The following is a 14002-nucleotide window of genomic DNA, read 5'->3' on the forward strand; positions in this document are numbered from 1 at the left end:
CACATATGACGCGCGAGCCTCCAGCCGACCGGTTGCAGGCGCCGCTACCCGGCGGAATTGATCAGAGGATCAGGATGAAAAAACTTGTAACCACGGCAGCCTCGGCGGCGGTATTGGCATTGGCCGCGGGCTGCGGATCCACCGCGGACGGCGGCAGCGGGGGCGGTGAGGGGCAGGTCGTGCTCGGCATGTCGTACGCGGCCGAGACCTTGGACCCGGACCTGTTGGCGTTCCGGCATCAGTGGACGTACACGGACCCCATCTACGACAGCCTGACCCTTAAGGATGGCGACGGCTCAATCAACCCGCAGCTGGCCACCGAGTGGGTGGGTGGCAAGGATGACGCCGGCTTCTACATCGATTTCACTCTCCGCGAGGGGCTGTCGTTCCCGGACGGTGCGAAGTTCGGCGCCGACACCGTGCTGGCGAATGTCGACCGGTCGATAAACCTGCCCGGCAGCACCAACAAGACCGGCTTCGCTGGCGTGGCCGTTGAGAAGCTCGACGACAGTCACGTCAGGTTCCGCTCGGCCGCAGGCGTTGGCGCGCTGCCGGCCACCCTCGCCGGGCCCGAGGGCATGATGATCTCCCAGGACGCGATCGCTGGGAAGGTTGATCTCACGAAGTCTGCCGTCGGCATCTCCCCGTACTCGGTGGAGAGCGTGCAGCCCAGCCGCGTCGTCTACAAGGCCAACGACGGCTACTGGAATCCGGAGGCGATCGGGGCTAAGAGCCTCGTGATCGAGATGATGCCGGACGACGCGCGGCTCAACGCGGTGCTCGCCGGCAACATGGACATCACCACCCTGCCCACCCGCATGATGCAGACCGCCGAGAATGCGGGCAAAAATGCGGACGTCGGCAAGGGCAATCAGAACTTCGTCTTCCTGCTCAACTCGGATATCAAGCCGCTCGACGACCTTCGCGTACGTCAGGCAATGAGCATGGCGCTTGATCGCAAGTCCTTCTGCGATGGAGTGTGGGAGGGCCAGTGCGACGCGGTGGGCCAGTTCTTCGCACCCGGATCGGTGATGAGCGATCCCGCGCTGGGCCTGAGCCTGACGCCCTTCGACGTGGACAAGGCGAAGAAGCTCGTGGAGGAGGCCGGGGCTGTCGGCTCCAAGTTCGAGCTGATCCACAATGCGGGATTCGCGCAGATGTCCGACTTGGCCGGCTATGCGCAGAGCCAGTGGGCGAAGATCGGGCTGGATGTCACGCTGACGCCGCTGGCGCCGGCGCAGGCCGTGGGCCGATTCACCGGTGAGAAGAACGCGGCGATGATGCTGAGCGCGACCGGAAACGCGTTCGACCCCTCCCTGGACGTCGAGCGGATCCTCCTCCCGACGGGTCTGTACAACGTCGCGCAGCTGCCCGATCCCAAGGTCGAGGCCGCCGCCGCCGCGGGAAAAATTGAGACCGACCACGACGCCCGCGTCAAGACCTACCGCCAGATCTCGGGCGACGCCGTGGGCAATGGCCAGATGATCCCGCTGGTCTCACAGTTCAACGCCTTCGCTGTGGCGCCGTCGATCAAGGGCTGGTCGCAGCCCTGGGGCCTGAACTTCGTGTCCCTGCGCGGGGTCTTTAACGGGTGATCTCGCTGCGGACGCGTCGTTAGCGGCACACGCAGATTCGCTTAGGGGCCGGTCGGCTAGACCAGTTCGGAACCGCCGGCCAGCCCGAATTACGGAAGTGCGGAAATGAAATTACTCCTGTTGCGCAAAGTCGTTACTAGAAGCTTGATCGCGGTACCCATTCTCCTCGTCGTCACGCTATTCACCTACGTGATGATGTTCCAGGTCGGCGACCCCGCCAGCGCCATCGCGGGCGACACGGCGACGCCGGAGCAGATCGCTGCGATCCGTTCGGATCTGGGATTGGACCGACCGGTCCTCACGCAATACTTCTCCTGGCTGGGCAATGCGCTGCAGGGTGACCTGGGCGCCTCGCTACACCAGAAGGGGACCACGACCTCGCTGTTGGCCGACTACCTGCCGCCGACGGTGCTGCTGGTGGGCTCCGCGATGTCCATCTCTGTCCTTTGCTCGGTGATCATGGGCCTCGTGATCGGACTTCGGCCGGACGGCTGGCTGGACCGGGTGTTCCGGGCGATCGCGATGGTCGGCATGGCCATTCCGAATTTCCTCCTGGGCCTGATCTTGGTGCTGGTCTTCTCGGTGTGGCTGAAGATCTTCCCCGCCGCGGGCTACCGGATGCTGGGGGACGGAGTCGGCCAGGCAGTCAAGTACCTGGCGCTTCCCGTGCTCGCGCTGAGCCTGGCCCTGATCTGCCAGCAGGTCCGCACGTTCCGCGCGTCGCTGCTCAAGGAGTACGAGGCGGACTATGTGCGGACCGCGCGGATGAAGAATCTCTCCGAGCCAGCGATCTTCTTCAAGCACGTCGTGCGCAACGCGGCCGCGCCGCTGATCACCGTGATCGGCATCGAGATAGGCGCGCTGGTCACCGGCGCGATCTTGGTCGAGGCCGTATTCGCGATCCAGGGGGTCGGCACTTTGACGATCAGCTCGATCAACAGCCAGGACTTCGCGATCGTGCAGGCGCTGGTCGCGATCACCGCACTTGTGGTGATCGGGGCGAACCTGATCGCCGACGTGATCTCGACCTGGCTCAACCCAGTGGGAGAGGCACAAAATGCCTGAGACCAAGATATCCACAAGCGAGATCTCGTTGAACCCGGCCGCCGCCGGACAGAGCGCGGGGAGCGGTCCGCCCGACCGTACGGTGCGGCCCGCGCCGCGCGCCCGCAAATCGGCGTGGCTGCGACCGGGGGCCCCGATCGTGATCGGCTTCGTCGGGTTGGCATTGCTGTTCTCTATCCTCGCGCCGCTCCTCCCGCTGCAGGACCCGAACGCCCAGGACCTGACGAGCGTGCTCGCCGGCCCGTCCGGCGAGCACTGGCTCGGCGCGGACCAGCTCGGCCGGGACCAATTGAGCAGGCTCGTCTGGGGCACGCGAACCTCCCTGTTCGCCGCAATGACCGCGATCGCTGTCGCGGCGGTGGTCGGGATCCCGCTCGGCCTCATCGCCGGCTACCGCAAGGGCTGGATCGACTGGTTTCTCGGCCGGTTCGCCGACGTCGTGCTGACGGTGCCGGCCCTGGTCATGCTGATCACGGTCCAGTCCTCGCTCAAGACGGGGATCTACGGCCAGATGGTGGTGCTGGGCGTCCTGTTCGCGCCGCGGATCCTGCGGGTGGTGCGCTCCGCGACAGATTCGGTGGTGGCCGCGCCGTATATGGCGGCGGGCCGGCTCTCGGGCTGCTCCCACACGAGGATCCTGTGGCGCTACGTGATGCCGAACGTCCGTGAGCAGGTTCTGGTGCAGATCAGCTATCTGCTGGGGCTCGCACTGGTGGTCGAGACCGGCATCAGCTTCCTCGGAATCGGTGTGCAGCAGCCTAATTCGAGCCTGGGTACCCTGCTGACCGGCGGCACAGCGATGCTCGCCAGCAAGCCCATGGTAGTCCTCGTACCCGCAGCCGTGCTGATCCTGCTCATCCTCGCTCTGAACATGTTGGGCGACCTGGCTGTGAAAGGAAAGTCCGATGAGTGACATTCGCATGTGGGACGGGGGCATGGGCTCTGGGGCCGTGAGCTCCGGCCAGGGCAGCGCGGCCGAGATCCGCGGACTGAACCTCGTGGTCGACAGGCCCGGCGGGCCCGTCCCGGTGGTCAGTGATGTGTCCCTGTCGATCGGCCGGGGCGAGATCGTGGGCCTGGTCGGCGAGTCCGGATCGGGCAAGACCCTGACCGGGCTCGCGATGGCGGGCCTGCTGCCGACGAAGATCCGGCGCGTGTCCGGCGATATCGAGGTGGCTGGCAGGCTAGTCGAGGGTGCCGCCGCCAACATCGGGAGGGGCTCACGCCGCGACGGCATTGCGGTGGTGTTCCAGAACCCGATGACGAGTCTGAACCCGTCGATGCGGGTCGGCGCCCAGGTTGCCGAGGCGCTGCGCATCCACCAGCCGGGCCTGTCCCGTCGCGCCGCGGCTCTCGGGGCCGTCGAGCTGTTCGAGCGGGTGGAGATCCCCGACGCGTCCGCCCGGGCGAAGCAGTACCCCTACGAGTTCTCCGGCGGCATGCGCCAGCGCGTGATGATCGCCATCGCATTGGCCTGCAACCCGGCGGTGCTGATCGCGGACGAGCCGACGACGGCGCTGGACGTGACGGTCCAACGCGGCGTGATGGATTTGCTGCAGCGGCTGTGCACCGAGCTGGACCTGGGCGTCCTCCTGGTCTCGCACGACCTGGCTGTGGTGAGCGAGCGCTGCGATCGCCTGATGGTCATGTACTCGGGCGAGATAGTCGAGACTGGCGGGGTCGATGAGGTGCTGGCTGTGCCGCTGCACCCCTACGTTGGCAGGCTGCTCGGCTGCGCGCCGGACCGAGTCGCCAGCATCGACGAGCTGCGCGCGCTGCCCGGCCGAGTCCCGCAGCCCGGAGAGGTTGAGCACGGCTGCAAGTTCGCCGGCCGCTGCGACCTGCGCTTCGACAAGTGCGAGGCAGACGCACCGCAGTTGATCGAGGTGCTGACCGGACGCAGCGCGCGGTGCCACCTGGCGAACTCGCGCGCCGGGCTAGACCTGACCTTCCTCGAGTCCCCGATCTTGATTGGCGGAAACCGATGACCACGGACGCGCCCCTGCTCACCGTGGACTCGGTCCACATGACCTTCCGCCTCGGTGGCGGCAAGGTCACCAAGGCGGTCCAGGACATCTCGGTGTCTGTCGCAGCCGGCGAGTCGCTTGGGATTGTGGGCGAGTCGGGTTCGGGGAAGTCGACTCTGGCCAGCATCATCTGCGGTTTGCTGCGACCGGACTCCGGCTCGGTGACGATCGCCGGCCGGGAGGTTTACAAGCACTGGTCCGTCGACCGCCAGCTGTGGCGGGACGTCCAGATGATCTTCCAGGATCCGTACACGTCGCTGAACCCGGCGATGTCGATCGGCGAGATCATCGCCGAGCCGCTCCGCCTCTGGCACGGTGTCGCAAAGGCCGAGGCCAAGGCCCGGGTGCCGGAGCTACTCGAACGCGTCGGGATGGATCCGGCGGCGGGAGACTCGCGGACCTCGCAGCTCTCGGGCGGGCAGCGCCAGCGCATCTCCATCGCCCGCGCACTCGCGGTAGCCCCGAAGCTCATGGTTTTCGACGAGTCGGTCTCGGCGCTCGACGTGTCGGTGCAGGCGCAGATCCTCGAGCTCTTGCGGGACCTCAAGCAGGATATCGGCCTGTCCTACATCTTCATCAGCCATGACATCGGCGTGATCCGGCTGGTCAGCGACCGTGTGCTGGTGATGAACCGGGGACAGGCGATGGAAATTTGCCCGACGGACCAGCTCACCGTCGACAAGGTGCAGACCGAGTACACCCGTACTCTGCTCTCCGCCGTGCCGCGCATCGCCGTCCCACACGTCGGCGCCGTGCAGGTCTAGAGCCACGCCTCGACAGCAGCTTCCTGCACGCGGCCCGCCCCTGACATTTACGAATTTTTGAGAGGAAAACCTATGAACACGCAGGCCACGACAACTCTGGACGAGGGCGTCTCGGTGGACGGGCTGCGGGAGCAGCGCGTCGGCAACGTCGTCGTGCTGACCCTCGACCGCCCGCATGCACGCAATGCCATCAACATCGAGCTGGCTCAGTGCTTGAATGACGCCATCGACGCCATCGAGGCAGACCCCTCCGTGTGGGCGGTTGTTCTCGCGGCGACTGCGCCGGTGTTTTGCGCGGGGGCGGACCTGCGCGTGATCAACGAGGGCCGTATTTCCGAGCTCAACATCGGCGACGCCGGCCTGGCGGGGTTGGTCGGGCGTGACCGCCGCACCCCGGTGATCGCCGCGATCGACGGCCCGGCCTTTGCCGGCGGCTGCGAGCTGGTGCTCGCCTGCGACCTGGTGGTGGCTTCTACCTCGGCATCGTTTGCGTTGCCCGAGGTCAAGCGCGGGTTGGTCGCCGGCGCGGGCGGACTGTTCCGAATGGGGCAGAAGGTGCCGCCCAACATCGCGATGCAGGCGTTGCTCACCGGCGAGCCGATCTCCGCGGAGCGGGCGGCAGGCTTCGGACTTGTGAATGTGCTGTGCGAGCCCGGCACCGTACTGGAGCGATCGCTAGAGCTGGCGGAGCAGATTTGCGCCAATGCGCCGTTAGCGGTGCAGGAGTCTCGTGAGGTCGCGGTGCGCAGTGCGGGCTCGGAAAGCGCGGCGTGGGCACTATCTGACGCCGCGATGGAAAAGGTTCTGGCCAGCAACGATGTTGTCGAGGGCGTGCAGGCATTTCTGGACAAACGCCCCGCCCAGTGGACGGGTAGCTGAGTCGCCGGCGAGCACCCTCCCCAGGGGTTGACGGATCGACGCGTCAACGATAAAGTCACGGCTGTCCAATACTGAAACTGAATTCAGTTACATTTTGGAGCGAGGTGACATCCCGGGCGCGGCCCCGCGATTGCGGAGCATTTTCCGGCCCGCCCCTTTTCGTCACCTTGCTTTTCTATTCACCCCGCCGGAACGGGCTGCGGCCCCGGCTGATCGAGACATTGGAGAGAACTCATGGCGGAAGCAGTCATCGTTGACGCGGTACGGACCGCAGCCGGCAAGCGCAACGGCTCACTCTCGGGCTGGCACCCCGCCGAGCTTGTCGCACAGACCCTCGTCGCGCTGCAGGAACGCAGCGGGATCGATCCTGCGATCATCGACGACGTGATCATGGGCTGTGTTACGCAGAACGGCCCGCAGAGCACCAACATCGGCCGCACGGCCGTGCTGGCCGCCGGCTGGCCCGAGACGATCCCGGCGACTACCGTCGACCGCCAGTGCGGCTCCTCGCAGCAGGCGATCCACTTCGCGGCACAGGCGATCATGTCCGGCAGCTGCGACGTAGTCGTCGCGGCCGGCGTCGAGTGCATGTCCACCGTGCCGATGTTCTCCAACGCGCCGGGCGGCGACATCCGTGCGGTCTACGGCGACGCGGCCCAGGCCCGCTACGCAGACCGCACCGCTCACGGCCACACTGGCCTTGTGCCGCAAGGTATTTCGGCAGAAATGGTAGTCGACCGATGGGAGCTGGACCGCTCCGAGATCGACGCCTACTCGCTGGCCAGCCACAAAAATGCGGCGCGTGCGCGGGACGAGGGTCGGTTTGACCGCGAAATCGTGCCGGTGGCCCGCAAGGTCCGTGACCGTGAGACCGGCGAGGTGGCCGTGTCCGAGGAGACCCTCGCCGCCGATGAGTGCATCCGCGACACGTCAATTGAGGCGCTGGCCGGGCTCAAGCCGTCCTTCATCCCCGAGGGCCGCGTCACCGCCGGCAACTCCTCGCAGATTGTCGACGGCGCCGCCGCGGTCCTGATCATGTCGGCGGCCAAGGCCCGCGACCTCGGGCTGCGCCCGCGCGCCGTCATCCGGCACATGAGCGTCGTCGGCTCTGACCCCGTCGAGATGCTCACCGCGCCGATCCCCGCCACCCGCAAGGTGCTCGACCGCGCCGGCCTGACCATCGACGACATCGATCTATTTGAGGTCAACGAGGCGTTCGCGCCGGTGGTCCTGGCCTGGCAACGCGAGATGGGCGTCGATTCCAGCAAACTCAATGTCAATGGTGGCGGCATATCCCTCGGCCACCCGCTGGGTGCCTCGGGCGCGAAGCTGATGGTCACGTTGCTGCACGAGCTTGAGCGCTCGGGTGGGCGCTTCGGCCTGCAGACGATGTGCGAGGGCGGCGGCATGGCGAACGCGACCATCATCGAGGCTCTGTGATGAGCGCCAGTCATATCGTCGACCTGACCGGCAAGATTGCCGTCGTTACCGGTGCGTCGAGTGGGCTGGGGCGCAACTTCGCCGCTGTGCTCGCTGCCGCTGGCGCTACCGTGATCGCTGCAGCCCGGCGCACCGAACTGCTTGCGTCGCTTGCGGAGCAGCAGGCCGGGATTCTTGCGCACCGCTGCGACATCACCCAGACAGCAGACCTTGAGGCTCTGATAACGCGCGCCGACGAGCTCGGCGGGATCGACATCCTCGTCAACAATGCAGGCTGGGCCGACGCGGTTCCCGCCATGACGCAGCCGATGGCAGACTTCCGCAAGACGTTCGACATCGACGTCACCGCGCTGTTCGAACTCAGCGTACTGGCCGGTAAATCTATGGCGGAACGCGGCGGCGGCTCGATCGTCAACATCGCGTCCGTTCTGGGCATGGTGGCGTCGGCACCCGTCCCGCAGGCCGCCTATGGCACGGCTAAGGGCGCGGTGATCAGCATGACCCGGCATCTGGCCTGCGAATGGGCCAGGCAGGGCGTGCGCGTGAACTCGATCTCGCCCGGCTGGTTCCCCAGCGAGCTCACCGACAAGATGCTCGCCGACGAGTCCGCCAGCGGCTGGATCAGGCGCAATACGCCCCTGGGGCGACCGGGGGAAAATGGGGAGCTCGACGGCGCCTTGCTGTTGCTCGCCGGTCCGGCCGGATCCTTCATTACCGGCCAGAACATTGCGGTTGACGGCGGCTGGACGGCCCGATGACCGCAACTATGGCAATGCAGCGTGAGATTTTCGACCAAACTCATGACGACTTCCGCAGCAGCTTCCGGGCCTTCGTCGCCGCCGAGATCGTGCCGCATCACGAGCGGTGGGAGTCTCAGGGGCGCATCGACAAATCGATGTTCCGGGCGGCCGGCGACAACGGCTTCCTGGGCATGGCTGTGCCCCCCGAGTACGGGGGATTGGGCGAGCCGGATTTTCGCTACAACGCGATCATCTCCGAAGAGCTGCAGCGCGCCAACGTGATCAGCTCAGGCATGTGCATCACCCTGCACAACGACATCGTGCTGCCGTATCTGCTCAGCACCACGACGGATGAGCAGAGGGCGCGCTGGCTGCCGGGCATGGTGACCGGCGAGCTGATGGGCGCGATCTCGATGACCGAGCCCGGCACCGGCTCGGACCTCGCCTCGATCGCGACCACCGCGCTGCTTGACGGTGACGACTACGTGATCAACGGGTCCAAGACCTTCGTCACGAACGGCATCAACGCGGACCTCGTGATCGTCGCAGCCAAGACGGACCCGACGCAGCGGCATCGCGGCTTGAGCCTGATCGTGGTGGAGACCGGCACGCCTGGATTCGAGCGCGGCCGGGCGCTGCGCAAGATCGGGCTCAAGAGCCAAGACACCGCCGAGCTGTTCTTCGACAACGCCCGGGTGCCCACGGCGAACCTGCTCGGCGAGCCGGGAACCGGGTTCGCGACGCTGATGCGCAACCTCGCCCAGGAGCGGATTGCGCTGGCCGTCTCCGCGATCGCCGGATCGCGGGCCGTGCTGGGCTGGACCATCGACTACTGCCGCGAGCGCAAGGCCTTCGGCCAGCGCCTGACCTCGTTCCAGAACACAAAGTTCGTGCTCGCAGAGCTGACGACGGCCGCCGAGGTCGCGCAGGTATACGTCGACCACCTGATCCGCAAGCACGTCGCGGGCGAGCTCACCGCGGAGGACGCGTCCAAGGCGAAGCTGTGGACGACGGACCTGCAGCAGCGGGTGGTCAACAGTTGCCTGCAGCTGCACGGTGGGTACGGCTTCATGGAGGAATACCCGGTGGCCAAGGCCTTCCTCGACGCCCGGGTGCAGACGATCTACGCGGGCACCAACGAGATCATGAAGGAGATCATCGGCCGGTCGATCGATACTCCCGTCCCGGCGGGGAACTAATGAGCGTCGACTGTGAGCGCGATGAGGGCGTCGTCACAATCACGCTGAACCGGCCGGAGAAGCTCAACGCGATGACCGATGCGATGTGGAGCACGCTCGACGCTCTGCTGGCCGAGCTGGTCGTAGACCCCGACACCAGGGCCGTCGTCATCACCGGCGCCGGCGGGGTCTTCTGCGGCGGGTCCGACGTGGAGGGGCTGCTGGACGACCTCGACGGGCTGCCCGACCGGATCCGGGTGTCCAACCGGTGCGTCGAGCGCGTGCACTCGGCCCCGTTCCCGACCGTCGCAATGGTCGACGGCATCGCCGCCGGCTCCGGCGCCAACCTCGCCCTGGCCTGCGACTTCGTGGTGGTCAGCGAGCGCGCGAAGTTCCTACAGCTGTTCATCCGACGCGGGCTCTCCCTCGACAGCGGGGCCAGCTGGCTGCTGCCGCGGCTGGTCGGCGACCGGCGGGCCCGGCAGCTGGCGATCCTGGGCGACTCGCTCGACGCCGCAACGGCGCTGGAGTGGGGCATGGTCACCGCGGTGGCGCCCGTCGAGCGGCTCATGGAGGAGGTGGCGGCCTTGACTGACCGCTTCCGCAAACTCGCACCGCGGGCAGTCGCCGGTACCAAGGAGCTCCTGTGCAACGCCTGGGCGGTCGATCTGCCGACGGCGCTCGGGGACGAGATCGCCAACCAGGTCGCGGTGATCCTGTCCGCCGAGGCGCAGGACGCGATCCGTGGCTTCGGCAAATGACCAGGCCGGTAATTCAGCACAACTCACACCGATAGCGAACAAGGAGAATTGATCATGGAATTCGCAGGAAGCTCAGCAATCGTCACCGGCGGCGGCTCCGGCCTCGGCGAGGCGACCGCCCGACTGCTCGCGGAGAAGGGCCTCAAGGTCACGATCCTGGACCTCGACGCGGAGAACGGCAAGCGCGTCGCCGCGGACATCGACGGCCAGTTCATGGCGGCCAACGTCGCGGACGCCGACCAGGTCATCGCGGCGGTCGACGCGGCCGTGGCCACAGGCCCCCTGAAGGTGGTCGTGAACTGCGCCGGCATCCCCAGCCTCGCGCGCACAGTCGGCAGGGACGGCACGTACGGCTCCGCGCACAACCTCGACGCGTTCCGGAAGGTGGTCGAGGTCAACCTGATTGGCACCTTCAATGTGGTTCGTCTCGCGGCGACCGCCATGTCCCACAATGAGGCCGACTCGGACGGTGCCCGCGGCGCGATCATCAACACCACGTCGATCGCGGCGTTCGACGGCCAGGTCGGGCAGGTCGCGTACAGCGCCTCGAAGGGCGGCGTCGTCGGCCTGACGCTGCCGCTGGCCCGCGACCTCGCGGTTGTCGGCGTCCGCGTCAACACCATCGCGCCCGGCCTGATCGACACCCCGATCTACAACACGGTGCCGGACCCCGTCGAGTTCAAGAAGAATCTCGCCAAGGACGTGGTCTTCCCCCGTCGCCTGGGCCACGCGGAGGAGTTTGCGAGCCTGGCGTGGGAGCTTGTCTCGAACAACTACATGAACGGTGAGGTTGTCCGCATCGACGCGGGTGTACGCCTCCAGCCGAAGTAGGCAGCTAGCACCGCCGGGACCGTATTGTTGCCCGGGTCGTGTTCGGCATTGGCGACTAGCCGAATGCGGCCCGCTCGCGACGGCGCTGGCGCGGTGAAAGGATCGCGATCAGGATCCGCGCGGGCTCTGTCAACTTAGCTGAACGCAACTAAGAATCAACAGCATTCGGGTATGCTTGGGCGGATCCTGTTGGTGGGACACCGGTTCAGGCGGCGGCGGGTACGCCGGTCACATCGTTCCAGGTGGCGAATCGGTCGGTCATTTCGGAGCGGTAGTCGGCGGACGTCAGTCGGTGTCTGCCAGGCCGGAAATGCGGCGAAATCGCACTGAACACCGCCAGGCATCGTTGCGCAACACCCGGTGAGCCGAATTACTTCATGGCGCGTTCGCGCTGCCTGGTCGGTTGATTGGAGTTCGGCGCGATTGTTCAGATACTTCGAGCGGCGATGTTCAACCGATGGCATCAGGTCTTTTGCGCCACAACGTAACTGGCGAGCGTGTCGGTCACCAGCACCCTTGGCGTACGAGCCTACTTGCGCATCAGTTTGCCGAAGCAGCATTTCGCCGCCTTCGCGTTGCGGCGGGACTGGATCAGGACGAAAGAGGACGTTGCCGTCCCGATCGACCGCCGCCACAGGTAGTGCCAGATGCCGCCGATCTTGACGAACACCTCGCCGGGAAACCATTTATCGCCAGGTTCGGGAGCATGGCGGCGCAGGCCACGCGCGTATGCGGACCCGAACTTCGCGCACCATGTGCGGATCGTCTCGTGCGAGACGCCGATGCTGCGGGCGAGCATCAGTTCGGCGACGTCGCGCAAGCTCAAAGCGAACCTGTAGTACAGCCACACACAGTGCGCGATGGTCTCCCGGGAAAGCGGTGCCGTTTGTACATCGAACGCGGCGTCACCACGACTCATCCGACCATCATCCCTGACTCACAGCCCAATAAATCGACGATGCCTACGAAAGTATTACGGCCGTAAAGGTCTTGTCTCGCAGGGTATCCGCGGGACTCGATCGTCGTGGTGCAGGAGTCATCTGGCCGGATTCAAACGACCACGCTCGATCGAATTGGTCGAGCAACTTTCCCCGGAATGCCAGCGGAAAGATTCTCGAGCGAGAGCTGCGAGAACGTCACTGGTCGGGTCACACACGAGGAGTTTCTTGATGAGCACAGCGACCTCCACAGTCTCACCGTCCTTTGCCCGTCGGCTGGAGCGCGATCATTACCAGCGGTTGCGCTTGGAGTTCGCCGACGCGATTGCCACGGTGATCCTGAGCAATCCCGAGCATCGCAATGCTGTCGACGGCCATATGCACGAGGAAATCGCCGACGTCTTCACTGCAATCCACAGGGAGTCGGCGGTACGCGCTGTCGTGCTCACCGGCGATCCAGCTGGCGGTGCGTTCTGCGCTGGCGGCAACTTCGACTGGCTTTCTGAGCAGGCGCCGACGGGCGAGGGGTACGAGGTGATCCTGCGGGGCGGGATCGATTTGGTCCGGTCCATGCTCGCGGTGCGTCAGCCGGTGATTTCCAAGGTCAACGGCGCCGCGATCGGTCTCGGTGCCACGATCGCCCTACTGGCCGACATCGTGTATATCGACGAGAACGCTGTCTTCGCTGATCCACACGTTGGGATCGGGGTGGTCGCCGGCGACGGCGGAGCAGCGCTCTGGCCACTGTTGGTCGGTCCGCATCGGGCCAAGGAATTCCTGATGACGGGCGACCGTGTGAAGGGACGTCAGGCGGAGATGATGGGCCTGGTCAACCATGCACTTCCATCAGCAGAACTCGCTGATGCCGTCCACAACATGGCAACGCGACTGGCGTCCGGACCGCGACTGGCGGTCGAGATGACCAAGGCATCGGTCAACCTGTTGCTACGCCAGTCGGTCGAGCAGGTTCTCACAGCGTCGATCGCTATGGAGGGTTTGAGCTTCCATTCCGCCGATCACCGCGAAGCGCTGAGGGCTTTCGGTCAGAAGGAAACACCACGGTGGGGGCTGGGTGACTAAGTCGTGTCTCCTGATCCGCCAGGTGCTTAAGCCAGATGCACACAGCCGAAAACACACGCCGGCCCGATAAATAAGGGCCAGTTCGCCGTAACGAGTTGCAAGTGCCCGCTACTGCTCGAGAGTGCAGAATAACTATTCGACGACGTAGCGTGCACTGCCGGGGTGCGGTGCCAGCTGACCTTGGTGGTGCGTGCGTCGGCCCGTTGATATTTGATGGAGTTTTCAGTGCCTGTAACTCGTGAAGCAGATGTACGTCCAGCACGACTACGACATCGGAAACACCAGCTTCAACGTCCTCGGCGAGTCCCACTTCGTACGGATGTACGGCAACTTCTACAGCGAATCGACGTCGAACGTCCTCGGATACATGAACCCCGAGATGGACGCACAGTCCGACGATGAATCGACGTCAGGTCCTCGATGATATCCAGGCAGTTGTCAGCGAGACGGCTCCGACTAGCCGGATGTTGCCACCATTCCGTTTGTATCTCAATCGATTCCAGTCAAGGTGTCCCCAAATCGCTTGACACAGTTCCGTCTTGACAGATTGGAATACTATGAGCAATCTAGAATGTTGTCGCGCAGGCTGAACCGATCGAAATCGTGTCAGCGACTGATCAAGGGCGCGCTCCCTGGTGATCCGGGCTGTGTACGTGTTTGGGATTCCGCGGCGATTGCGAGAATCGACTCGCTTATCGATGTTG

14 protein-coding genes are annotated in these 14002 nt (G+C 65.4%); 13 read left to right on the forward strand and 1 reads right to left on the reverse strand.

Features of this window, described 5'->3' with window-relative positions; translation table 11 throughout:
- Nucleotides 1–74 precede the first annotated feature (74 nt).
- The 11 genes from EEB13_RS15125 to EEB13_RS15175 all read left to right on the forward strand — a co-directional run bounded on the left by EEB13_RS15125 (nucleotide 75) and on the right by EEB13_RS15175 (nucleotide 11280).
- The gene (locus tag EEB13_RS15125) at nucleotides 75–1595 is read left to right on the forward strand and encodes an ABC transporter substrate-binding protein (protein ID WP_187328568.1); all 1521 of its coding nucleotides are present in this window, start codon (nucleotides 75–77) and stop codon (nucleotides 1593–1595) included.
- A gap of 105 nt (nucleotides 1596–1700) precedes the next feature.
- Nucleotides 1701–2660, forward strand: a complete 960-nt coding sequence (locus EEB13_RS15130; protein WP_141485687.1) for an ABC transporter permease — start codon at nucleotides 1701–1703, stop codon at nucleotides 2658–2660.
- Nucleotides 2653–3573, forward strand: coding sequence for an ABC transporter permease (locus EEB13_RS15135; protein ID WP_141485688.1), 921 nt, complete (start codon nucleotides 2653–2655; stop codon nucleotides 3571–3573). Before EEB13_RS15130 ends, EEB13_RS15135 begins: the two co-directional genes overlap by 8 nt.
- Nucleotides 3566–4648, forward strand: a complete 1083-nt coding sequence (locus EEB13_RS15140) for an ABC transporter ATP-binding protein (RefSeq protein WP_141485689.1) — start codon at nucleotides 3566–3568, stop codon at nucleotides 4646–4648. The genes EEB13_RS15135 and EEB13_RS15140 overlap by 8 nt, the downstream gene beginning before the upstream one ends.
- Complete coding sequence (locus EEB13_RS15145; RefSeq protein ID WP_141485690.1) at nucleotides 4645–5451, forward strand: ABC transporter ATP-binding protein; 807 nt, start codon at nucleotides 4645–4647, stop codon at nucleotides 5449–5451. Before EEB13_RS15140 ends, EEB13_RS15145 begins: the two co-directional genes overlap by 4 nt.
- A gap of 72 nt (nucleotides 5452–5523) precedes the next feature.
- Nucleotides 5524–6330, forward strand: coding sequence for an enoyl-CoA hydratase-related protein (locus EEB13_RS15150; protein WP_141485691.1), 807 nt, complete (start codon nucleotides 5524–5526; stop codon nucleotides 6328–6330).
- 234 nt (nucleotides 6331–6564) lie between these two features.
- Entirely contained in the window at nucleotides 6565–7770 is a 1206-nt protein-coding gene (locus EEB13_RS15155; RefSeq protein ID WP_141485692.1) for a thiolase family protein, read from the forward strand.
- Entirely contained in the window at nucleotides 7770–8528 is a 759-nt protein-coding gene (locus EEB13_RS15160) for an SDR family NAD(P)-dependent oxidoreductase (protein ID WP_141485693.1), read from the forward strand. The genes EEB13_RS15155 and EEB13_RS15160 overlap by 1 nt, the downstream gene beginning before the upstream one ends.
- A gap of 14 nt (nucleotides 8529–8542) precedes the next feature.
- Nucleotides 8543–9709, forward strand: coding sequence for an acyl-CoA dehydrogenase family protein (locus EEB13_RS15165; RefSeq protein ID WP_141486176.1), 1167 nt, complete (start codon nucleotides 8543–8545; stop codon nucleotides 9707–9709).
- Nucleotides 9709–10449, forward strand: a complete 741-nt coding sequence (locus EEB13_RS15170) for an enoyl-CoA hydratase/isomerase family protein (RefSeq protein ID WP_141485694.1) — start codon at nucleotides 9709–9711, stop codon at nucleotides 10447–10449. The genes EEB13_RS15165 and EEB13_RS15170 overlap by 1 nt, the downstream gene beginning before the upstream one ends.
- Nucleotides 10450–10503: 54 nt before the next feature.
- On the forward strand, nucleotides 10504–11280 hold the full coding sequence (locus EEB13_RS15175; protein WP_141485695.1) for an SDR family NAD(P)-dependent oxidoreductase: 777 nt from the start codon (nucleotides 10504–10506) through the stop codon (nucleotides 11278–11280).
- A gap of 529 nt (nucleotides 11281–11809) precedes the next feature.
- On the opposite strand, the gene EEB13_RS32330 is transcribed toward EEB13_RS15175, so the two are convergent.
- Nucleotides 11810–12199: a hypothetical protein gene (locus EEB13_RS32330; protein WP_315985030.1), complete on the reverse strand. Its 390-nt coding sequence runs from the start codon at nucleotides 12197–12199 to the stop codon at nucleotides 11810–11812.
- A gap of 250 nt (nucleotides 12200–12449) precedes the next feature.
- On the opposite strand from EEB13_RS32330, the gene EEB13_RS15185 reads away from it, so the two are divergent.
- Entirely contained in the window at nucleotides 12450–13298 is an 849-nt protein-coding gene (locus EEB13_RS15185; RefSeq protein ID WP_141485696.1) for an enoyl-CoA hydratase/isomerase family protein, read from the forward strand.
- Between the two features lie 238 nt (nucleotides 13299–13536).
- Entirely contained in the window at nucleotides 13537–13722 is a 186-nt protein-coding gene (locus tag EEB13_RS15190; protein ID WP_141485697.1) for a hypothetical protein, read from the forward strand.
- Nucleotides 13723–14002: the final 280 nt, after the last annotated feature.

Origin of the sequence: Rhodococcus sp. WS3, assembly GCF_003797085.1 — a bacterium.
Lineage (GTDB): Bacteria > Actinomycetota > Actinomycetes > Mycobacteriales > Mycobacteriaceae > Rhodococcus_F > Rhodococcus_F globerula.